This is a genomic window from Nitratireductor sp. OM-1 (assembly GCF_003296175.1).
Classification (GTDB): domain Bacteria; phylum Pseudomonadota; class Alphaproteobacteria; order Rhizobiales; family Rhizobiaceae; genus Nitratireductor; species Nitratireductor aquimarinus.
The window spans coordinates 3,231,334-3,251,796 of record NZ_CP029208.1 but is presented as its reverse complement, the minus strand read 5'-3'; the positions used below and the strand labels follow the sequence as shown (position 1 = coordinate 3,251,796).

At 62.0% G+C, this 20,463-nt stretch carries 18 protein-coding genes; 10 read left to right on the top strand and 8 right to left on the bottom strand.

Annotated features, from left to right (window positions below; genetic code table 11):
• Positions 1–200 precede the first annotated feature (200 nt).
• Positions 201–1,037, top strand: a complete 837-nt coding sequence (locus DEJ54_RS15585) for a UDP-2,3-diacylglucosamine diphosphatase (protein ID WP_113155375.1) — start codon at positions 201–203, stop codon at positions 1,035–1,037.
• Between the two features lie 19 nt (positions 1,038–1,056).
• Here DEJ54_RS15585 and dgcA read toward each other — a convergent pair whose 3' ends face one another.
• On the bottom strand, positions 1,057–2,040 hold the full coding sequence (dgcA, locus tag DEJ54_RS15580) for an N-acetyl-D-Glu racemase DgcA (protein ID WP_113155374.1): 984 nt from the start codon (positions 2,038–2,040) through the stop codon (positions 1,057–1,059).
• Positions 2,041–2,155: 115 nt separating this feature from the next.
• On the opposite strand from dgcA, the gene DEJ54_RS15575 reads away from it, so the two are divergent.
• From DEJ54_RS15575 to DEJ54_RS15560, 4 genes are all read left to right on the top strand, one after another.
• On the top strand, positions 2,156–3,346 hold the full coding sequence (locus DEJ54_RS15575; protein ID WP_113155373.1) for an ABC transporter permease: 1,191 nt from the start codon (positions 2,156–2,158) through the stop codon (positions 3,344–3,346).
• A 12-nt stretch (positions 3,347–3,358) separates the two neighbouring features.
• On the top strand, positions 3,359–4,171 hold the full coding sequence (locus DEJ54_RS15570) for an ABC transporter ATP-binding protein (protein WP_113155372.1): 813 nt from the start codon (positions 3,359–3,361) through the stop codon (positions 4,169–4,171).
• Between the two features lie 10 nt (positions 4,172–4,181).
• On the top strand, positions 4,182–5,555 hold the full coding sequence (locus DEJ54_RS15565) for an MlaD family protein (protein ID WP_113155371.1): 1,374 nt from the start codon (positions 4,182–4,184) through the stop codon (positions 5,553–5,555).
• A 97-nt stretch (positions 5,556–5,652) separates the two neighbouring features.
• Positions 5,653–6,255 (top strand): ABC-type transport auxiliary lipoprotein family protein, encoded by a 603-nt coding sequence (locus DEJ54_RS15560; protein ID WP_113156322.1) that lies wholly within the window; start codon positions 5,653–5,655, stop codon positions 6,253–6,255.
• Positions 6,256–6,538: 283 nt separating this feature from the next.
• Here the strand turns inward: DEJ54_RS15560 and DEJ54_RS15555 are convergent, their stop codons facing one another.
• Positions 6,539–7,579, bottom strand: a complete 1,041-nt coding sequence (locus DEJ54_RS15555; RefSeq protein WP_113155370.1) for a zinc-dependent alcohol dehydrogenase family protein — start codon at positions 7,577–7,579, stop codon at positions 6,539–6,541.
• A gap of 161 nt (positions 7,580–7,740) precedes the next feature.
• Positions 7,741–12,576: a hypothetical protein gene (locus tag DEJ54_RS15550; protein WP_113155369.1), complete on the bottom strand. Its 4,836-nt coding sequence runs from the start codon at positions 12,574–12,576 to the stop codon at positions 7,741–7,743.
• 339 nt (positions 12,577–12,915) lie between these two features.
• On the opposite strand from DEJ54_RS15550, the gene DEJ54_RS15545 reads away from it, so the two are divergent.
• Together DEJ54_RS15545 and DEJ54_RS15540 are read left to right on the top strand one after the other, a co-directional pair.
• On the top strand, positions 12,916–13,203 hold the full coding sequence (locus DEJ54_RS15545) for an Hpt domain-containing protein (protein ID WP_245447581.1): 288 nt from the start codon (positions 12,916–12,918) through the stop codon (positions 13,201–13,203).
• Between the two features lie 155 nt (positions 13,204–13,358).
• Positions 13,359–13,679: a 2Fe-2S iron-sulfur cluster-binding protein gene (locus tag DEJ54_RS15540; RefSeq protein ID WP_113155367.1), complete on the top strand. Its 321-nt coding sequence runs from the start codon at positions 13,359–13,361 to the stop codon at positions 13,677–13,679.
• A 79-nt stretch (positions 13,680–13,758) separates the two neighbouring features.
• On the opposite strand, the gene DEJ54_RS15535 is transcribed toward DEJ54_RS15540, so the two are convergent.
• Entirely contained in the window at positions 13,759–14,391 is a 633-nt protein-coding gene (locus DEJ54_RS15535) for a DUF922 domain-containing Zn-dependent protease (protein WP_224924633.1), read from the bottom strand.
• 149 nt (positions 14,392–14,540) lie between these two features.
• Between DEJ54_RS15535 and folP the strand changes: the two genes are divergently transcribed.
• Genes folP through folK form a run of 3 tightly spaced genes read left to right on the top strand, consistent with a single transcriptional unit; the run spans position 14,541 to position 16,296 of the window.
• The gene (gene folP, locus DEJ54_RS15530) at positions 14,541–15,386 is read left to right on the top strand and encodes a dihydropteroate synthase (RefSeq protein WP_113155365.1); all 846 of its coding nucleotides are present in this window, start codon (positions 14,541–14,543) and stop codon (positions 15,384–15,386) included.
• A gap of 7 nt (positions 15,387–15,393) precedes the next feature.
• Entirely contained in the window at positions 15,394–15,753 is a 360-nt protein-coding gene (folB, locus tag DEJ54_RS15525) for a dihydroneopterin aldolase (RefSeq protein ID WP_113155364.1), read from the top strand.
• On the top strand, positions 15,754–16,296 hold the full coding sequence (folK, locus tag DEJ54_RS15520; RefSeq protein WP_113155363.1) for a 2-amino-4-hydroxy-6-hydroxymethyldihydropteridine diphosphokinase: 543 nt from the start codon (positions 15,754–15,756) through the stop codon (positions 16,294–16,296).
• A 42-nt stretch (positions 16,297–16,338) separates the two neighbouring features.
• Here folK and DEJ54_RS15515 read toward each other — a convergent pair whose 3' ends face one another.
• From DEJ54_RS15515 to DEJ54_RS15500, 4 genes are all read right to left on the bottom strand, one after another.
• Entirely contained in the window at positions 16,339–16,884 is a 546-nt protein-coding gene (locus tag DEJ54_RS15515) for a hypothetical protein (protein ID WP_113155362.1), read from the bottom strand.
• 205 nt (positions 16,885–17,089) lie between these two features.
• Positions 17,090–18,154 (bottom strand): YcjF family protein, encoded by a 1,065-nt coding sequence (locus DEJ54_RS15510; protein ID WP_113155361.1) that lies wholly within the window; start codon positions 18,152–18,154, stop codon positions 17,090–17,092.
• Positions 18,151–19,629 carry a YcjX family protein gene (locus DEJ54_RS15505; RefSeq protein WP_113155360.1) on the bottom strand — a complete coding sequence of 493 codons (1,479 nt, stop codon included), beginning with the start codon at positions 19,627–19,629 and terminating at the stop codon, positions 18,151–18,153. The genes DEJ54_RS15510 and DEJ54_RS15505 overlap by 4 nt, the downstream gene beginning before the upstream one ends.
• Positions 19,630–19,708: 79 nt before the next feature.
• A complete protein-coding gene (locus DEJ54_RS15500) occupies positions 19,709–20,218 on the bottom strand; it encodes a histidine phosphatase family protein (RefSeq protein ID WP_113155359.1) in 510 nt (169 codons plus the stop codon).
• Between the last annotated feature and the right edge of the window lie 245 nt (positions 20,219–20,463).

Sequence of the window (20,463 nt, the reverse complement as noted above, 5' to 3'; positions counted from 1 at the left end):
ATCACTTGTGCTTAGGCGCTCATAACTGCTTTTTCCAGCGTTGAATGCCGAGAAGCAGTTTCATCCGCCAGAATTGCTGCTTTCGGGCTGTTCTGACGCAGGATGGGGCCGGGTTTGCGGTAACGCTACGGAATCCGTCATATGCCTGTGACATGAATCTGGCCATAGAATGCGCGACTTAACAGGGCTCAGGCGGGACAATGACCGGCGCTGAACATCGAAAATTTCGCGCACTCTTCATCTCCGATATTCACCTCGGTTCGAAACCGGCCAAGGCCGAGTTTCTGATCGATTTTCTGCGTTATCACGATGCGGAGCAGATCTATCTGGTTGGCGACATTGTCGATGGCTGGCGACTGAAGCGCTCCTGGCACTGGCCGGCTGCCCATAATGACGTGGTGCAGAAGCTCCTGCGCAAGGCGCGCAAAGGCACCGGGATCACCTATATCGCCGGCAATCACGACGAGTTCCTGCGCTCGTTTCAGGGTGTGCATTTCGGCGGCATCGTCGTTGCCGACCGGGTGATCCATGAAGCAGCAGACGGGCGCAAATTCCTCGTCATCCATGGCGACCAGTTCGATCAGGTGGTGCACAATGTGCGCTGGCTCGCCTATCTGGGCGACAAGGCCTACGATCTCGCCATCGTCGTGAACCGGGTCATCGCCCGGGTGCGCCGCATTCTGGGGCGGCCTTACTGGTCCTTCTCTTCCTGGGCGAAGATCAAGGTCAAGAAGGCGATCAAGTTCATCAGCTCGTTTCAGGATGTTCTCGCCCAGGAGGCGCAGCGCTCGGAAGTCGATGGCGTCATCTGCGGCCACATCCACCATGCCGCGATGGAAGACATTCGCGGCGTCACCTACATGAACACGGGCGACTGGGTGGAAAGCTGCACGGCGCTGGCCGAGAATTTCGACGGGAGTTTCGAAATCATCACCTGGGCGCAGATCCTTGAGACAGCGCCTGTCCCGGCCACCCGGGAAATCGAGAAACGCGGCGTTGTGACCGCGTTCCGAAAGGATGGGGTCAAGGCCGCCTGAGCGGCCCCGACCCTGCGCCTCAGCCCCAGAGCTGTGGCGAAGGCGGCGAAACGAGCGAGCCCGAATAGCTGAGCCCGTGCGCACGGTCCTTTGCCAGAAGCAGCGGGCCGTCGAGATCCACGTAATCTGCGCCCTGCGCAAGAAGCACGGCCGGCGCCATGGCGAGCGACGTGCCCACCATACAGCCGACCATCACGCCAAAACCCATTTCGCGGGCGCGGTCGCGCAGCTCCATCGCGGCGGTCAGGCCGCCGGTCTTGTCCAGCTTGATGTTCACGAAATCATAGAGCCCGGCGAGTTCGGGAAGGCTCTGCGCCGTGTGCACGCTTTCATCTGCGCAGATCGGAACCGGATGCGGGATTTCGCGCAGGATTTCATCCTTGCCGGCCGGCAGGGGCTGCTCGATCAGCGCCACGTGAAATTCGGCCGCTGCAAGCATGTTTTCGCGAATGTTCTCTTCGGTCCAGCCTTCATTGGCGTCGACGATGAGGCGGCTGTCGGGTGCTGCGCCCGCCACGGCGTGAATGCGCGCGGCATCGTTTTTGCCGCCCAGCTTCACTTTCAGGAGAGGGCGGGTCGCATGGGCGCGCGCCTGTGCGGCCATCTCTTCGGGTTCCGCCAGCGAGATCGTATAGGCGGTCTGGAGCGGACGTGGCGGGATCGGGCAGGCCGCAGTCGATGCGCGCTTGCCTGAAAGCTTCGCTTCCAGATCCCAAAGCGCGCAGTCAACGGCGTTGCGCGCCGCACCTGCCGGCATGGCGGCGATCAGATCGGCGCGGCTGATGCCGTTGGCGATCTCCTGCCGCGCGGCCTCGATCTGGCCGACCACACTGTCCTCGGATTCGCCATAGCGCGGATAGGGCACGCATTCGCCGTGACCGCTGACGCCGTTTTCACTCACCGTGCATCTGACGACTCGCGCCTCGGTGCGTGAGCCTCGGGAGATTGTGAAGACGCCGGCTATCGGAAAACCTTCGATGTCTGTGGCCAGTTCGCGTGTCATTTCCGCCCTTCTTCTCGCAAAAAATCACAATTATCAGAGGAACAAGCCTTATATGCCCCCTCCGGGAGCCCGCAACCGGTTCCCTTTGGACCTGCTCCACACTAATGATGGTGCCATGTTGACCAATTCCGTTGACGACGCAAGCGACGCAGGACGTCCCTCCGGCCAGAATGGCGAGCCGCGCCTCGAAATTCACGAGGAGGGGAGCGCACTTTCCTGTCGTCTGTCGGGGGCGTGGAACACACGCACGGTTGCGAAGGTCGATGCGCGCATGCGCAAGCTCGAAGCGCAGAACAGCCTGCAGCATGTCGGGCTGGACCTTTCTGGCATCACCAGCCTCGATACGGCCGGAGCCTGGCTGATCGAGCGCCTCGTCTACGCACATCAGTCGCGCGGTGTTGAGGTCGAGCTGACCGGAGAGAGCGAAGCGGCCAGAATTCTTTTGCCGGCTGTGCGCGAAGCGGTCGTGCAGGACGGCGAAGCCAAGCCGCGCCCCAAGGGCTCGATCATCATCAACACGCTGGAGCGGATCGGACGCGCCATGTACGAGGCGCGCGACGACATCGTCTATGGCGCGCATATTCTCGGCGCCACCATTGGCGGTGCGCAGATGAAGCTCGGCCGCACCCACGCCATCAACCCGGCGGCAATCGTCAGCCAGATCGACCGCATGGGCGTCGGCGCGGTGCCGATCATCGTTTTGATGTCGGCCATCGTCGGCGCAATCATTGCCCAGCAGGGCGCGTTCCAGCTTCGCTATTTCGGTGCGGAGATCTTCGTTGTCGATCTGGTCGGCATCCTGATCCTGCGCGAGCTCGGCGTGCTGATGACCGCGATCATGATCGCCGGTCGCTCCGGCAGCGCCATCACTGCTGAAATCGGGTCCATGAAGATGCGCGAGGAGGTCGATGCGCTGACCGTCATCGGCCTCAATCCGGTCGGTGTTCTGGTGTTCCCGCGCCTCGTCGCCCTGATGGTTGGCGTTCCGTGCCTGACCATTGTCGCCAATTTTGCCGCCCTTGGCGGCGCGATGCTGATCGCGTGGCTCTATTCGGGCATTCCGCCGGAAGCGTTCATCGACCGGCTTCGCGATTCCATCGATCTTTCAACGATCTTCGCCGGTTTGATCAAGGCACCCTTCATGGCGCTGATCGTCGGCATCATCGCCTCCATTGAGGGGATGAAGGTGGGCGGCAGCGCGGAATCGCTCGGCAATCACGTCACCGCCTCGGTGGTGAAGGCGATCTTCGTGGTGATCGTGGTGGATGGTCTGTTCGCCATCTTCTATGCGGCAATCGATTTCTAGGGTTTTGGGCGTATGGTGCTGATCGATGAACAGCGGGAGACGCAGACGGGCGAGACGCGGGACGTGGTCCTGTCGGTGCGCGACGTCACCGTTGGCTTTGGCGACACCGTGGTGCTCGACGGCCTGTCGCTCGACGTCTACCGGGGCGAGATCCTTGGCTTTGTCGGCGCATCGGGTTCGGGGAAGTCCGTCCTTCTGCGCACCATTCTGGGCCTCATTCGCAAGCGTTCCGGCATGATCCGCCTTCTGGGGCAGGATCTCGACAAGGCCAATGACGAGCAGCGCCTCAAGGTGGACATGCGCCAGGGGGTTCTGTTCCAGCACGGTGCGCTGTTTTCAGCGCTCACCGTTCTGGAGAACATTCAGGTGCCGATGCGGGAATATCTCGATCTTCCGCGCGCCCTTATGGATGAGCTTGCCTATCTGAAGCTCGAACTGGTGGGCCTGCCGCGCACGGCCGCGCCCAAGTTTCCGTCCGAACTTTCAGGCGGCATGATCAAGCGCGCAGCACTTGCGCGGGCTCTGGCGCTCGACCCGGACATTGTTTTTCTGGACGAACCGACCTCGGGGCTTGACCCGATCGGCGCTGCGGAATTCGATGAGCTGGTCGGTAAACTGCGCGACACGATGGGGCTGACCGTCTATATGGTCACGCACGATCTCGACAGTCTTTTGACGGCGTGTGACCGCATCGCCGTTCTTGGTGGCAAGCGTGTTCTGGTGGATGGCACCGTCGACGACATGCTCGCATGCGACGATCCTTGGGTGAAAGCCTATTTCAGGGGAAAGCGGGCCCGGCAGATCGACCGTTCCGCAAGAGGTTAGCAGGCATATTATGGAAACCAGAGCCAACTACGTTCTTGTCGGCTTCTTCACCGTTCTGGTCATTCTGGCCGCGTTCGGTTTCGTCTACTGGTCTGCCAATATCGGTGACCGGGGAGAGACGGCGCTTCTGCGGTTTCGCATTCCGGGTTCCGCTTCCGGCCTCTCGCGCGGCAGCGCCGTGCTGTTCAACGGCGTGAAGGTGGGTGACGTTCGACGGGTCTATCTCGATCTTTCCAACCCCAGCGTTGCAATTGCCGATGCGCAGGTGGATCGCCTGACGCCGATTACCAGTTCCACCAAGGCTGATGTCGGGCTTGCCGGCCTGACGGGCACCGCGAATATCGAAATGACCGGCGGCAACCCGAACGAACCCAATCTGTTTGATCTCGCCGAGGACGAAGACACTGTTGCCGAGATCCAGGCCAGCCCCTCGGCCGTGACCAATCTTCTTCAGACCGCGCAGAGCCTGCTGACGCGGGCGGATTCCGTTGTCGATCAGCTTGAAGGGTTCACGCAGGATGCCCGTCAGCCGCTGACCGAAACCGTCAAGAACGTGCAGCGCTTCTCCGAGGCGCTTGAGCGCAACGCGTCCGGCATCGATGATTTCCTGTCCAATGTCAGCGACCTTTCCGGCACCATTTCCAAGGTTTCCGGGCAGCTCGACAGCACGCTCAAGGCCGCCGAAGAACTGATCACCTCCGTGGACCGGGACAAGGTCTCTTCGATGGTGACCAACTTCGATGAATTCTCGGCGCGTCTCGAAAAGGCCAGCCGCAACATCGACACGGTGATGAGCAGCGTCGATGAAACGGTCCGCTCCATCGGCACCTTCTCCACCAACGCCAATCAGACGCTGGCCAAGCTCGACGGCGTACTCGACAGTGTCGATCCGGCGACCGTCAAATCCGCCGTGGGGAATTTCGAGGAAGCGAGTGCAACAGTGAACCGGGCCGCCAAGAGCATCGCCGATGTCAGCGAGACCGTGGACAAGCGGAAGGAAGACATCGATTCCTTCATCACCAATGCAAGCGAACTCGCAAGCCAGCTCAACAAATCGTCCGTGCGGCTCGATTCCGTTCTGGCAAAGCTCGACGGCATGCTTGAATCCGGGGATGGCGAGGGCCTGATGGCCGATGCGCGCGAGACGCTCAAATCCTTCCGCAAGATGGCCGAGACGCTCACCGTCCGCGTTGATGCGATTTCCGGCAATCTGGAGCGCTTCTCGGGCGGTGGTCTGCGTGAGGTGGAGGCGCTGGTACGCGACGCCCGGCGTTCGATCAACCGCATCGAAAGCGCGGTCTCGGACTTCGAGCAGAACCCGCAGCGCATCATTACCGGTGGGGATGGCACGATTCGTCGCTACGATGGGCGGGTGCGGCGTTGACATTCATGCTGCATCATCCCAAACAAATTAAGGATTTTGCATTTCTAGAGGGGCGAATCTCCCCGGTTTGTCCGGCGTTTGGTTCGAGGAGCGTTTTTTGAAAACGAGTGCGAGGATTTCCGCGCTGTTGGTGCTTGGAAGCGTGTTGGCGGGCTGTGCGGCCCTGCCGGGGGGCGGTCCTGCACCGGTTGATGCCTTTGACCTCACGCCGCCGCCGGTTTCGACCGATGGCCGACGCGCAGCGCGAACGCAGATCCTCGTCACCGAACCCACCGCCATCAAGATGCTCGATGGACAGGACATCGTCGTTAAGACCTCCGGCGGCGCCATCCAGTATCTGGGCGGCGTTCGCTGGGCTGATCGCCTGCCGCGCATCGTACAGACCAGCATGGCCGATCTTTATCAGCGCTCCGGTCGCTTTGGTGGCGTTGGCATGCCGGGTGAAGGTCTGGCCATCGACTATCAGATCCTTGCGGATCTGCGCAGTTTCGATGTGCAGGTCAATGGCGCGAAGCGTGCCGAAGTCGAGCTGTTCGTCCGCGTTCTGAACGACCGCAATGGCGTCGTGCGGGCCTCGCGCACCTTCCGCGCGTCGGCCCCCGTCACGGGGACGGGCTCGGAGGCTTTCGCCGCAGCACTCGACCGCGCGTTCAGCGCCGCCGTGGCCGATCTGGTGGACTGGACAGTCACCAGCATCTAGATCGCCCTGCGATCAGTCAGATACCATCACATTCGCGATATGGATTTTGCAGCCACAGTGCGGTGCGTGGTTCGCCCCTCGACAGGCTCAGGGGGCTCACCATGAGGGGGCATTGTTTCTGAAATCCGCCGCAACACCTTTGATCGAGGTTTCCTGCAGGCGACCTCTTCCCTCATGGTGAGCTTGTCGAACCACGCACCGCATGAATGCAATGCGACGTGCGCTCTATGTTCAGACGCTCGTTACCACCATGCTGCGCCCCGCTGAACCGTCCCTCAAGCCTTTAGAAACGGTCGACCACGGTCACGCCGGTCGCCTGAAAGCTGTCCATCTCCGTCAGCGCTTCTATGGCCTCTTCCAGCGCGATGCGCCTTCCGATGAGGCGTTGCGGCTCCACCTTGCCTGTGGCGATCATTGCCATCATCGCGTCGTAGCGATGGGCCTGCATGCCGTGGCTTCCCAGTATTTCCAGCTCATTGGCAATGATCTGCGCCATCGGAACCTGCGGCGTGCTTTGCTCCGCCACCATGAGGCCGATCTGCACATGCCTGCCGCGTTTGCGCAGGTTACGGATGGAGTTGAAGCAGGTCTCGGGATGACCAAGCGCATCGAGGGAGACATGCGCGCCACCCTGCGTGATCTCGCGCACCGCTTCGGCCACATCCGTAACCGCCCTGGCGTTGATCGTGGAGACCGCACCCAGCGCCTTTGCGAGCGCGAGCTTGTCGTCGGCAATGTCCACCGCCACGACGTTTGCTCCAAGCGCATTGGCGATCATGATGGCTGAAAGCCCCACACCGCCGCTGCCGTGCACGCAGACCCATTCACCGGCTCGCGTCCGGCCCTGATCCACAACCGCGCGAAACGAGGTGGCGAAACGGCAGCCGAGGCTGGCGGCGGTCACGAAGTCCATGCTTTCGGGCAGGGCGACAAGGTTCAGATCCGCCTGATGGATGGACACATATTCTGCGAACGAACCCCAGTGGGTGAAGCCGGGCTGAAACTGCTGGTCGCAGACCTGCTGATGTCCTGCATGGCATTGCGGACAGCCACCGCACCCACCGACGAAGGGGACGGTGACCCGGTCACCGATCTTCCATTTGCGGACGGAACGGCCGACAGCGGCCACGGTCCCTGCCAGTTCATGTCCGGGCACATGCGGCAGTTCGATGTCGTCATCATGCCCCATCCATCCGTGCCAGTCGCTGCGGCAGACACCTGTCGCTTCGACCTTCAACACCACGCCATGCGGTTCGGGCGTCGGGTCGGGGAGGGTGGCCAGACGCGGCGTCTCTCCAAATGCCTCAAAGAACACGGCCTTCATTCTGTCCCTCCCGATTCTGTGTCAGTCTTTCCATATCGGATTGCCTGAATGCAGCTTTGTCAAAGCGTTTTGCACGGCGCTTGTCTGGACATGTCTCCGACCCCGGCCACAAAAAAACGGGCCCTCGCGGGCCCGTTTTCATTGGTGAGGGTTCGTCTGCTTTAGCGCAGGCGACCGCTGGCATGGGCCAGCATGGTGTAAACCTTGCCTGTGTCGGAGGTCAGGTAGGTCTGGGTCATCATGTTGTCGCGGTCCGAACGGGACACGTCGCGCAGCAGCTTCTCGAAATCGCGGCAGTAAAGGTCCACGGCCGAATGGAACTCGGGGTCGGAACGATACTTGCGCTGGATCTCGTCAAAGGTCTGCTGGCCCTTCAGCGTGTAGAGACGGCGCGTGAACACATTACGCTCACCGCGGCGGTAACGCTCCCAGAGGTCGATGGACGCTTCGTGGTCGATTGCGCGTGCAATGTCGACCGACAGCGAGTTGAGCGATTCGACCACATGAAGCGCCGAACGGTCTTCCTTCTGAACCGACGGTGCAGCCGGTTCGCGTCCCTTGCCGCCTTCCTCGCTTGAGGCGCTGCGCAGAAGATCGCGGATCCAGCCACCGCCGGGCGCCTGGGGCGCTGCCTGCGGTGTCGGGCTGGGGGCACGAGCGGTTTCCTGCAGACGCTCTGCCGGGCGAGGCGCCACGGGTGCAGCGGGCTGACGCGGACGCTCGATCACGGGCTGCTGCGGTGCGACGGAGGCTGCCGGCGCCTGCGGAGCGGGCGTCGGGGCCTGTGTCGGCCGGGGCTGCTGAAGCGGAGCGGGCGCTGCGGTCAGGCGTGTCTCGCTTGCCTGTTCCACATGGTACATCTTGCCCGATTTCGAAACGATGTCCGAAAGCTCCTTGAGCGCGTTGACCTGCTCGCTGATCGCGTTGCGCATGGCCGAGGTCGACTGCTTGGCCTCGGCCGGGAGCTCGGCAATGCCGCGCTTCACGTCGGTGCGGGTCTGCTCCAGCTCGGTGCGGATCTCCGAGGCGGTGCGACGGATCTCGTCGGTTGCGCCGCTGAAACGGCTGGTTGCCGATTCCACGACCTCTGCAATAGCTTCGCGGATGCCGTCCACCGACTGGCGTGTACGGCCCTCGGCGGAGGTCAGGATGCGCTCCACGAAGTCCTCGAACGAGTTCATCGTCTTTTCGATGTGCTCGGACTTCTCCACCAGACCGCTTGCCAGCGCTTCCAGCGCCTTCTGGCGGTCTTCCAGATTGCCGGTCAGGCCGGACTGGGCGCGCTCGAGAAGCTCTGATGCCGTTTCCAGAACCTTGCTGTGGTCCTCGAAACGGCTGGCGATGGCCGAAACCTCGCGCAGGGTCCGCTCCGAGAAGTCGGCGAGGCGACCGGAATTCGCATTGATGAGGCTTGCCGAATTGGAGAAGGTCTCCGCGGCTTTCTCTGCATTCTCGGCAAAGGACGTCGCCGTGCCGCTGAGGCGCTCGTCGACTTCCGAAAGGTTCCGGGAGGCGGTGGAGATGAGCGCGCCGAGGCGCTGGCCGGAAACGCCGAGCTTCTGGAGAAGATCGTCGATATTGCCGGTGATGCTCGCCTGAGCCTGCTCGAAGGCCGACAGGGTCTCGTGGGTGCGGTTGGAGAGTGCGTTGACCAGCGCGGCATTCTCCGACTGCAGACGTTCGGTCGTCTCTTCGGTGATGGCCCGGATGCTGGAGCGCAGCTGGCCGCCGCTCTCGGCAAACTTGTCGACCAGCGGCTTCGCCGTCTCGTCAAGAATGCGCGACAGTTCGGAGGTGCGGCCTGCAAGCATGGCGTTGAGTTCGCGCGTCCGCTCTTCAAGATTGGACACGGTCTCGCTGGTGCGCTTGCCGATATGGTCGTCCACGGAGGCGAAGGTCTGGGCAATCGTATCTGCGGTGGAGACCAGACGCGCCTGCGTTGTCGAAAGCTGCTGGTTGACGTGCTGGGCAACCGATTCTGCGCTCTCACGCAGACGGGCGTCCGCATCCTCGATGCCGCCGGAGATCGCACCGGCAATCGTGCTGGCGCTGTTGGACAGACGCTCCTGAAGGCCCGACAGCGTATCGCTCATGGCATTGGCGCGCGCATCCAGCTCAGCCGATGTCTGATGCGTACGGGCGATGATGCGCTGATCGAAGTTCTCGAACGTGCTGGCCAGCTGTTCGGTGCGCTCTGCGAGCTGCTCCGAAGTCTGGTCGACACGGCTGACCAGCTTGCGGTCGGCGGCGTCGAACGTGTCGGTGATTGCCTTGGTGTGCTGCGACAGCGTTTCTGCCGTCGTCTCCAGACGCGAAGCGATACGGCCATCGACCTCGGCAAAGGTCTGGGCGAACACGCCTGCGCGTTCGGTGAAGCGTGCCGAAGCGTCGTCGAAGGTGCGATCGATGTCCTCGATGCGCGAACCCAGCGTGGAAGCGGTCTGCTCGGCGCGGGCGGCAATGCGCTTGTCCGCATCCTCGAACACCCTGGAGGCTTCCGCGTTCAGCGTGGAGGTGGCTTCGATCACCTTGTCACGCAGCGCGCCTGCCACGACCACTGCGCTGTTTTCCAGCGTGGAGCGGACATTCTCGACGCCCATGGAAAGTGCCTTTTCCATGGTCTGCGTACGTTCTTCGATGATGTTCGTCTGCTTGGAGAACATCTCGTTGACGCGGGTTGCCTCGTCCTCGATCACGGCGTTCAGCGCCTGACGACGCTCGTCGATCTTCGCGATGTTGACGTCCAGCGCCTCGGCGAAGCCGTCACGCGTCTTGGCCAGGTGCTGAACCTGCTCGCCAATGCCTGCCTCGAAGGTCGTGCGGGCTTCGTCGAGCTTCTCCATATCCGACTGGAAGGCGCCGGAGAGGCGCTGATGCGTCTCCTCGAAGGCTTCGATCTGGCGCTTTGCAGCGTCGCTCATGCGTGCCTGCGTTGCGTCGATACGCTCGATGCCTTCATCGAAATGGGCGCTCATCTGCGACCAGTTCTGATCGATCTGCTTGCCGAACTCGCTGGCGGTGTTCTCCAGCATGATGCTGGTGGAGGCCACGAGATCGGACATCTCGGAGCCGAGTGCGGCCTTGCCGGCTTCCACGGCTGCCGAAACATCGTCCTTGCCCTGGGCAAAGGTCGTGGCGATCTCGCGGGTGCGTTCCACCAGCGTCTCGTTGATACTGCGTGCGCGGGCCTCAAGCGCCGAATTGAGCTTCTGCGTGCCCGAGTCGAGCGCTTCTGCGCGGGTGGTGAACTCGGAGATCAGAGCGCGGCCGCGCTCGGTGATGGCGGTTTCCAGCTGACCGAGGCGCGAATCGAACTCGCCGGTCAGGGATTCGCTTGCTTCGCCGAGCGAAGAGAGCAGGGCCGTGCTGCGCGTCTCGAACAGCGTGTTGAGCGAGCGCGTGGTCTGGTCGGTGCGCTCGGCCAGCGTGGCCATGCGCTCGTCGAACAGGGTGCTCAGCGTCTTTGCGGCATCCTCGGTTTCCTGCGTCAGCGTGCCAAGACGCGATTCCAGAACCCGGGTGAGGTTCTGTTCGGCGTTCTGTGTGTTCTCGCTGAAGGTCGCGATGCGCGAATCGAGCACGCTGCCAATCTTGCTCACAGCCTGTTCAGCGCCATCGGTGAGGGCCGAAACGCGCGAATCCAGCAGTCCGCCAATCTTTTCATTGGCTTCCTCGGTGCGCTCGGCGAGCGTCGCCATACGCGTGTCGAACAGCGTGGTGAGCGTCTGCGTCGCGTCTTCCGTGCCCCTGGTCAGCGAGGCAATGCGTGTGTCGAGCAGGTTGGCAACCGCATCGCCGGACGTGGTGATGCGCTCGGACAGGCTCTGAATACGATCGTCGATGCCCTTGTGCAGGTTGCCGCCGGTGCCGTCGAGCTGCTTGAGCAGCGTTTCGCTGGAAGCGTTGACCGAGGCGGCAAGCTGGCGCGAAGCATCAGCGATGGTGGCGCGGATGCGCTCGCCGGCCGTGTCCAGCTCGTCTTTCAGGATTTCGTGTGCGCCGGCGATTGAAGCGCGCACGCGCTCTGCGTGGCCGACAATGCCTTCGCGCTCTGCGCCAAGGCCGTCCACGAGGTGGCGGATGCGCGATTCGTTGGCCGAGTAGGCGCGCTCGAGTTCGCTCACTTCCGTGTGGACCAGCGATTCCAGTTCCACCGCGCGGGTGAGGGTGCGGTCCATGCCGTCGCCCATTGCCTGCACCTCGCGGCGCACGGCCTGGCCGACCGTCATGACGCGCTCATGGGCAAGGCTCTCCGGCTCTGCGAGGCGGAAAGCGGCTTCAGCCATGGACTGGGCTGCCAGGCGCATTTCCTGTGCGCGGCGCACCATCACGGCAAAGCCCCAGAACAGAATCACCGGAACGATGATGCCGATGAGCAGTGCAATGGCGTGCGGAGCCGCCATAAAGGCTTCGGTGGAGCGAATCTGCCAGAGATCGGAGCCGTAAAGCAGCTGGCCAAGCATAAGGCCGCCGCCGACCCAGAGAACCGAAAGGGCCGCCACGAGCCAATAGGCGGTGTTGGGTGCGCGACGATCGAATTTGCGCATGACGCTCGAAAAGTCGCCGGCGCGGTCGTCATTGGCAGGTGCGAAGGGTTGGGAGGCTGTCTGTTCGGGCGCGGGTTCGACCGGGGTGAGGTCCTTGCGATTGGCCGGCGCTTCGAGATTGGCGGGCTTGGGCGCAGCAGCGCTGGCCGCCTGGGCTTCTGCCTTGGCGGGCGTGGGCTTCTCTGCTTCGCTGGAGCCCTTGGGGGCTTCCTTTTTGTCGCTCAAAGTGCTCTCGCTCACGGTGACTTTCTCGTCTCCGTTCTGATCGCGGTTTTCGCGTGCGAGTTCCTCAGCCGCTGCAGAAATCTGCGCTTCCAGATCCTCCATGGATGCGGCGATGTCCAGATCGCCGTTCTCCAGTCCGTCCGCAAGCTCCAGATCGAGTGCATCCTCGAGTTCCTTCGCAAAATCGCGCTTGGATTGATTTTTCTTTGCTACTGTACGCGCCATACCGCCAAACCTTCAGCTACTCACCGCCGGAGTCCCATACGCAAACTTCGGGACCTCGTACTCCGACACTATGCCCAAATTGAGCCAAGCGTATCGTAATGGGACATCGCGCTGTTGAAAACATCCAATCAGCCGGATGTGTAAAAGTTTAAACATAAGGTTAACGTGGTTTTTGGCGAATTACTCATTTTGCACCGATGCCGTTAACCCGTTGTCCATCCGGGATTAATAGTGTGTGAAGGGTGACGTTGGGGGAAGTGAAGTCGGATGCCGGCAAACATTAAGGCCGAAGCCCCGGGCAGGGTGAGGGAACTGGGGCCGGAGGGGCTTCCTCTCGATATGGAACACCTGACCCGGCAGACGCTCGGAGACAAGGCCCTGGCGACCGAGGTGCTGAAACTGTTCCAGACACAGACACTTGGGCTTGTGGATCGCATGGAGGCGGCAGACATGCGCAACCGCCGCGAGCTGGCCCATGCGCTGGTCGGTTCGGCCCGGGGCATTGGCGCGTTCCGCGTTGCCGAATGCGCCGCGCGCATCGAAAAGGGCGAAACCGGTCCGGGCGAAATCATGCACCTCTCGAGCCTCATCGACGAAGTGCATGAATTCATTTCATCTTTATCCTGATCAACCCGCTGCGGCATCGCCGACAGATTGCGTTTCCCGATCAAAGCCAATATGTGAAGCGCCAAGTCTTGGCGTCGGGTGCGTTCGAACAGGGCCGGAGTGCCCGCTTCATGCTACGCGACGAAACGCTTTCACTATTCTGCCGGGAAACTTGCATGCCGAAAATCTCCTACATCGTCCCCGATGGCACACGCTTTGACGTGGAAGCCGAGAATGGCTCCACCGTCATGGAAAACGCCATCCGAAACGCCGTTCCGGGCATTGAGGCAGAGTGCGGCGGCGCCTGCGCCTGCGCCACGTGCCATGTCTATGTGGATGACCAGTGGGCGGAAACGGTCGGCCAGCCGGAGGCCATGGAAGAGGACATGCTGGACTTCGCCTATGAAGTGCAGCCCACTTCGCGCCTTTCCTGCCAGATCATCGTTCGTGACGAGCTTGACGGTCTCGTGGTGCGCATTCCCGAGCGGCAGGCCTGATTTTCAGGCGTGCTGGTGGAAGGGGGCGGGCGCAAGCCTTTGCCCCTCTGCCAGCGGTCGCTTCAGCGGGGGCTCCGGTTTAGCCGGGATTGCGCCCGCGTTCGAGCTGCTCCAGCCGATAGTTTAGGAGGCGCATCAGCCTCCATTCAAAATTCCCGCTTTCAATACGGTCGAAGCGCGCCTGCGCTGCATCGTGTGCATTCAGCGTCTTCTCGGTGATTTTTTCGGCGCGTTCCTGAAGCGCCTCGCAGGAAGCGCGTGGCCTGAGCCGCGCCACATCTTCCTCGATCTTGCGGGCATAGCGCTTGGCAATGCCAAGATGGCTTTCTTCGTGCCGCTTGATGTCTTTCGAAAGCGTATCCCAGATCAGCGCGGTTTCGGGCTCGGCGCGCTTGCGGTTTCGCCAGCGCGGCAGGAAGACCTGCGCATCCACTGAAACATTCACTGCGGCGATTCGGCAGCGCCTCTCATCTTCCTCGTAAGTGATCTTGGTTTTGAACTCCATGCGCGTCGCGCCCGGGTGCCGTTGCCCGGTGCTTTGCACTTCCGGGCCGCGGGAGCGCAGCTGCTCCTCAATCTCTCCAAGCGTTTTGCCGCCGATGGAGAAATAGCTGTAGCTGCGCGAAATATCGGCGCTTGCTGCTGGAAGAACGCCGGCAGCCATAAGGACAGGCGCCAGAAAGGTGAGAGTAAGCGTCGTGCGTTTCATCATGTCTCCGATACTCACCCTGCGACCTTGGCTGAGCGATGGCAACCCCGGATCGGCGGAGCGCCGACTCAATCTGCTCACCACATTGCGGTTGATTTTGGCGGCAATGAGCCGCAAAAACGCCTGATTGTGATCCGGAGGCCAAAAGCCCGATGACCATTCCGACATGGAAGCTTGCCCACGGGCGCGAACTTGCGCTTGGACCGGAAGCGATTGTGATGGGGATTCTCAACGTCACACCGGACAGTTTTTCCGATGGCGGCGCGTTTCTGGATGCCGGTCATGCGTTTCGTCAGGCCGAGAGGCTCGTGAGTGAGGGCGCGCGAATCATCGATATTGGCGGCGAATCCACCCGTCCCGGCAGTGAACCGGTCTCCGCTGCCGAAGAGCAGGACCGCATCCTGCCGGTGTTCGAGGCCCTTGCCGGTCGCGACGATGTTTTGCTCTCCGTCGATACCTACCGGGCCGAGACCGCGCGGCTCGCAGTCGCCGCCGGCGCGCATATCGTCAATGATGTGTGGGGCCTTCAACGTGAGCCCGACATTGCCGAGGTTGCGGCTGCAACCGGTGCAGGCCTTGTCATCATGCATACTGGCCGCGAGCGCGAGAAGCTCCCCGATGTGATTGCCGATCAGTTCGCGTTCCTGCGCCAATCGCTTAAAATCGCCAGTGGGGCAGGGGTGCGCGATGAGCAGATCATGCTCGACCCCGGCTTCGGCTTCGCCAAGGATGTGGATGAAAACATCGAGATCATGAATCGCTTTGGCGAACTCTCGGGTCTTGCGTTTCCGCTGCTTGTCGGTACATCCCGCAAGCGTTTCGTTGGTGCGATAACCGGTCATGAGAAGGCCGAAGACCGCGATGCGGGAACCGCAGCGACGAGTGCGCTGTTACGAATGAACGGTGCAGCCGTTTTCCGGGTGCACAATGTCGCAATCAACAGGGATTCGCTAAAGGTGGCGGATGCTATGCTGGCGACCAGAGAACGGGCCGGGTGAGGCGATGATGTATGTGATCCGGATGATGAACTGCGCTTTCTTCGCGCGGCATGGCGTCCTCGACGAGGAAGAGAGGCTGGGTCAGCGTTTCTATGTCGACGCGGTTCTGACGGTGGAGCCCGGTCGGGCCCTGAGCGACGATTCCCTGGAGGGCACCGTCGATTACGGGGCGGCCTTCAAGGTCATCGAAGAGATTGTTGCCGGCAAGCGGCGTTTTCTCATCGAATCGCTGGCGCTTGAGGTTGCCAAGGCGCTCTGCGCCCGCTTTCCCGAGATCGCCCGGTCCGACATCACGATCCGCAAGCCGAATGCACCGGTTCCGGGTGTTCTCGACTATGTCGAGGTTTCGGTGGCCTGGCCCCAGTAAATGCCGAAAACGCACGATGCCTATCTTGGTCTGGGCGGCAATATCGGAGAGCCGCGCCGGGCAATGCAGCTGGTCCTGCAGGCGCTGGATGAGCGCGCGGATACCGCAGTTCTTGCGGTTTCCGCGCTCTATCGCACGCCGCCCTGGGGTGTTGTCGATCAGCCGGATTTCCTGAACGCCGTCGCTCTGGTGCGCACCGAACTCGCACCCCACGCCCTGCTGGACGAATGTCTGTCCATCGAGCGCGCGCTCAAGCGTGTTCGCGCCGAGCGCTGGGGGCCGCGCCCCATTGATGTGGACATTCTGCTTTATGGCGATCTGAGCATTGATGATGAAGGGCTGACCATTCCCCATCCGCGTATGGGCGAGCGCGCCTTTGTACTGGGGCCGCTGTCCGAGATCGCGCCGGGGATCGAGATTGACGGTCAGATGATCGAAAGCCGCCTTGCGACGCTCGATCAGGCCGGCATGGAGCGCATTACCGCCGATGGCGGCTGGTGGCGCAGCCCACCAAACAACCCGACAAACAAAAAGAGCGGCTGACGGCCGCTCTTCTTTCAGTCTCTGATTTCTGGGCCAGCGTGACTACTGGCGGGCAATGGCTTCAAGGCCACCCGATTTGGTGCGCTTCAGCTTCATGCCGATCACCGGGACCATGTCATCTTCCACCTGCACGGAGATGGTGATGTGCATGGTGTTGTTGTCGCTGATGCGAGCACGCATCGCGCCACTGAGCGACGAGCGGTGCAGTGCAAACACAACGTCCTTCCCCATCACCTTGCCGCCCGTGACATCCAGCCCCTTGCCGGCTGCACCGTCGAGGAAGGTGCCGCGATAGTCGGAACCGGTGAGAACCACATTCGCTTTCATGGGCTGGGTGAAAACGCCGACACGGCAGCTTCCGTCGAGCGCCATGCCGATTTTCTTGTCCGGCGTGCCGCCATCGAAATTGCAGACGAACTTCGTGCCCTTGTATTTGCCGGCCACGATTTCACCCGGACCGGACCAACTCCCCTCGACAGTCTGGAAAAAGCGCCGCTCCTTCTCTGAAGCTTCCGCCTTGCCGGCGAGGCCGGAGATCGGAGCTGCTGCCGCCGTCAGAAGAGCAAGCCTGAGCGCGAATTTAAGCATGAGCGAAGTGACCAAACTTGTTTGAAACTGGGAACTGCGGTGAATCTTGCCGCAGATTGGTTAAGGCTTTGTCTACCATGTCCCGACCCACGTTTGGAGACGGTTCCCGCTTCAAACCTCGGTTGCAATGCACGCTAACCATTAGGTGTGTCCTTTTGGACTCACCCAAAGGCCCCGAGCCAGCTCAGCCGGAGGGGCGCTGCCCCTAAGCTTTCGGCGCTTCCTTCTTGTCTTTTTCGCTTGATGCAAAGCTTGTCAGCGCTTTCAGGAAATCACCGACGCCGGGGCGCTGCAGGGCCGTGAATGGCAGAGGGCGGGCCGCGTCCATCGCTGCGATGCCGATCCGCGCCGTCATCATGCCGTTGACGACGCCTTCACCGAGCTTGGCGGAGAGACGGGCTGCAAGCCCGTGTCCCACCACCTGCTGCACCAGTGTCTCGCCAGCCGCCATGGAACCGGTGATGGCCAAATGCGTGAAAATGCTGCGCACCAGCCGCATGAAGCCAAGGAAGCCCGGACGACCGCCATAGAGGTCGGCGATGCGGCGTGTGAGCCTTGCTGCTTCGAAGAGCACATAGATGATGTCGACGAGCGCACGCGGAGAAACGGCTGTCACCACGGAAACGCGCTTGGCCGCGTTCAGCACCTGCTGGCGGGCGGCGGCATCCAGCGGGGCCAAAAGCTCCTTCTCCGCCACGGTCAGAAGATCCGCGCCGTCGATCACATCGTCTTTCAGGCTTTCAAGCGTTGCGCGTCCGGCAGCCGTTTCCGGCTTTCCGGCGAGAAGCCCCATCAGGTGGTCGACCGTCTTGCGCGCCTCTTTGGCATCATTGCGTTCGATGGCGTCGGCGGCGTCCCGGCGCATCGTCTCGATTGAGGCAAGCCGCATGATGCCCAGCGCTTCGCGGGTCAGGATGGCGATGAAGGCGGTGAGCCCGATCGCAGCCACGCCAAGCGCCAGCCATCCCAGCCAGTCTGCGCGGTTGTAAAGGTCGCGGATCAGCTGATCCGTCCACAGGCCGATGGCCAGCGACAGGAGAACGCCGAATGCGGCGAAGAAGACCCGTCCCAGAATGGAGCGCCGGCGTGGCGGGATCGGCGGGGGATCGGCGAGCGCCATGTCCTGTTCGGCAAAATAGTCTTCACTTTCGGCGACCACCGCCACGGCGTTGCCGGGGTCGATGGCCTGCGGCTTTCGCTTCGGCGCCGTCTTTTCAGGCTTCTCGGGTTTCGGCGGGTCCACGCGGAAGGATGCGGGCGCTCTGCTCATGCGAGATGGTCTCCGACGAGAAATTCAAGGGCCCGGTCAAGCCGGATATGGGGCAGGGACAGGGTGACGCCTTCCGCCGTCTGCTCAAGCCGGGGCGGGCGGAAGCGCACGAAGCGGATCGGATGGTCCGGCGGGCTATCCGACCCGTCTTCCGCTTTCTTCTGCTGAAAGATCAGGCCGGGCTTTTCCGGCAGGTCGCCGGGAAAGATTGCGGTTTCGGTTTCGCCGTCAAATGTCTCACCGGCAATGGTCTCGCCGGCCAGCGGGGTGCCGATGATCACCGGCAGCGTTTCCTTGCCCTGCCGAACCGTGCCTTCTCGTGTGGCCCGCACGGCAGCCATGGCCAGCACATCCACTGCCGCACCTGAAAAATCCGCACGCGCGATGGCGCGGTCGGCCAGCCGTCGCACAATGGCCTGCAGGCGGTCATGGCTTTCATGATGAATGTGATCCGCCTTGGTCGCCGCCACCAGAATGCGGTCGATGCGGTGGGCGAAGAGCCCCGTCAGCAGATTGCCGCGTCCCTGTCGAAAACACGACAGGATCTCCGTCAGTGCGCGCTCCAGATCGGTCACGGCTTCCGCACCCGCATTCATCGCCTGCATCGCGTCCACAAGCACGATTTGCCGGTCCAGCCGGGCGATGTGGTCGCGGAAGAAGGGGCGGATGACATGCGTCTTGTAGGCCTCGAAACGTCGCTCCATCATCGCGTGCAGCGATCCGGGCTTGTGTTTCTTGCCCGGCTCGACCTCGAGCGGCGCAAAGGTCAGCGCCGGGGAACCTTCCAGATCGCCCGGCATCAGAAAGCGCCCCGGCGGCAGTGTCGAAAGCGCCCTGTGGTCGGCCTTGCAGGCGCGCAGATAGGTCGAGAAGGCTTCGAACAGCCGCCGCGCGGTCATCTCGTCGGCTGGCGCGTCCGGGTCAATCCCGCTCGCCATCTCACGCCATTCGGCTGAAAGCTCCGCGCGGACGGGCAGGCGCGCCATCTCCATGGCCTCCTGGCAGAACGTGTCGTAATCCTTGCCGAGAAGCGGCAGGTCGAGCAGCCATTCTCCAGGATAATCAACGATGTCGAAGGAGAGTTTTCCGCGCGACAGGAGCCGGTTCCAGGCGGACGCGGACTCGAATTCCACCGTCAGCCGCAGTTCTGAAATGGCGCGCGTGGACTCCGGCCAGATGCGGCTTTCGACCAGGGCTGCGATGTGGTCCTCATACTGGAAGCGCGGCACCGCGTCGTCCGGCTGGTGCTCCAGATAGGCTTTGGATATCCGCCCCGATTTCTGGGCGTCGAACATGGGCAGCCGCCCGCCATGAAGCAGATTGTGAATGAAGGCGGTGATGAAAACCGTTTTGCCGGCGCGGGACAGCCCTGTCACGCCGATCCGCAGCGAAGGCGAAATCAGACCGGCAGCGCGTCCGGTCAGCGTGTCGAAGGCGATCCGCGCTTCGTCGGAATATGTCGTCAATGAAGCCAAGAGGCGAAATCCTCAAAAATCGCAAGACCTTGCATATAGGAAATCAAGCCTGTGATTGAAGAGCCGCCGGCAAGGCCCGTTATCCGCGGTCGGGGCGCAGGAACATGTCGAGACGCCCGCTTCTGCGCTCGATATTGGCCAACGCGCCGGGAAAGCTGATGACTGCAAGCCCGCATGTGGGGAAGCCGGAAGAGGCGGCCTGCGTTACCTCGGCGTCGCCGCCTGATGAGAGCTCGTAAGCCAGGTCTTCCATCATCGGGTTATGTCCCACGACCAGAATGGTCTCTGCCTGCGGCGCTTCGCGCACTGCGAACAGATAGTCGGTCGCGTCAGAGTTGTACAATTCGGCCAGTAAATGCGTCTCCGGTTTCTGATCCAGCATGGTGGACGAAACGCCATCCAGCGTTTCGATGGCGCGTCTGGCCGTCGAGCAGAGGATCAGGTCGGGGAGGAGGTGAGTCGCGCGCATCCGTTTTCCCAGCGCCCTTGCGTCCTCTTGCCCCGATGCGGTGAGCGTGCGGTCAAAATCGGACATGCCGGGCGCTGCCCAGCCAGCTTTTGCATGGCGAAGGAGAAGAAGCCGCGTCATATCACGAAATCCTGATCGATGGCGCTGAAAACGCACCTGAACGGGTTGGAAATGCCCTCAAACTGCGCGATTTCGGCTGCATTTTTCCCTCCGCAATGGCTTTTGAAGCTAAATGCAGACTTTATACGCATCCACAGCCCCGGGTAGAGCGGATTCACTTTTCCGCTGCATTTAACAAAAGCGTGAAAGAGGCAGCCTTTGTGCTTGTGGTTGTGGAGGTGCGCTAATATATAGGCGCGGGCGAA

Coding starts and splice junctions, on each gene's coding strand:
- DEJ54_RS15535 (WP_224924633.1), bottom strand. CDS start 14,391: ATGATGAAACGCACGACGCTTACTCTCACCTTTCTGGCGCCTGTCCTT.
- folK (WP_113155363.1), top strand. CDS start 15,754: ATGCCGAAAACGCACGATGCCTATCTTGGTCTGGGCGGCAATATCGGA.
- folB (WP_113155364.1), top strand. CDS start 15,394: ATGTATGTGATCCGGATGATGAACTGCGCTTTCTTCGCGCGGCATGGC.
- DEJ54_RS15545 (WP_245447581.1), top strand. CDS start 12,916: ATGGAACACCTGACCCGGCAGACGCTCGGAGACAAGGCCCTGGCGACC.
- folP (WP_113155365.1), top strand. CDS start 14,541: ATGACCATTCCGACATGGAAGCTTGCCCACGGGCGCGAACTTGCGCTT.
- DEJ54_RS15575 (WP_113155373.1), top strand. CDS start 2,156: ATGTTGACCAATTCCGTTGACGACGCAAGCGACGCAGGACGTCCCTCC.
- dgcA (WP_113155374.1), bottom strand. CDS start 2,040: ATGACACGCGAACTGGCCACAGACATCGAAGGTTTTCCGATAGCCGGC.
- DEJ54_RS15565 (WP_113155371.1), top strand. CDS start 4,182: ATGGAAACCAGAGCCAACTACGTTCTTGTCGGCTTCTTCACCGTTCTG.
- DEJ54_RS15550 (WP_113155369.1), bottom strand. CDS start 12,576: ATGGCGCGTACAGTAGCAAAGAAAAATCAATCCAAGCGCGATTTTGCG.
- DEJ54_RS15510 (WP_113155361.1), bottom strand. CDS start 18,154: ATGAGCAGAGCGCCCGCATCCTTCCGCGTGGACCCGCCGAAACCCGAG.
- DEJ54_RS15555 (WP_113155370.1), bottom strand. CDS start 7,579: ATGAAGGCCGTGTTCTTTGAGGCATTTGGAGAGACGCCGCGTCTGGCC.
- DEJ54_RS15585 (WP_113155375.1), top strand. CDS start 201: ATGACCGGCGCTGAACATCGAAAATTTCGCGCACTCTTCATCTCCGAT.
- DEJ54_RS15540 (WP_113155367.1), top strand. CDS start 13,359: ATGCCGAAAATCTCCTACATCGTCCCCGATGGCACACGCTTTGACGTG.
- DEJ54_RS15570 (WP_113155372.1), top strand. CDS start 3,359: ATGGTGCTGATCGATGAACAGCGGGAGACGCAGACGGGCGAGACGCGG.
- DEJ54_RS15515 (WP_113155362.1), bottom strand. CDS start 16,884: ATGCTTAAATTCGCGCTCAGGCTTGCTCTTCTGACGGCGGCAGCAGCT.
- DEJ54_RS15500 (WP_113155359.1), bottom strand. CDS start 20,218: ATGACGCGGCTTCTTCTCCTTCGCCATGCAAAAGCTGGCTGGGCAGCG.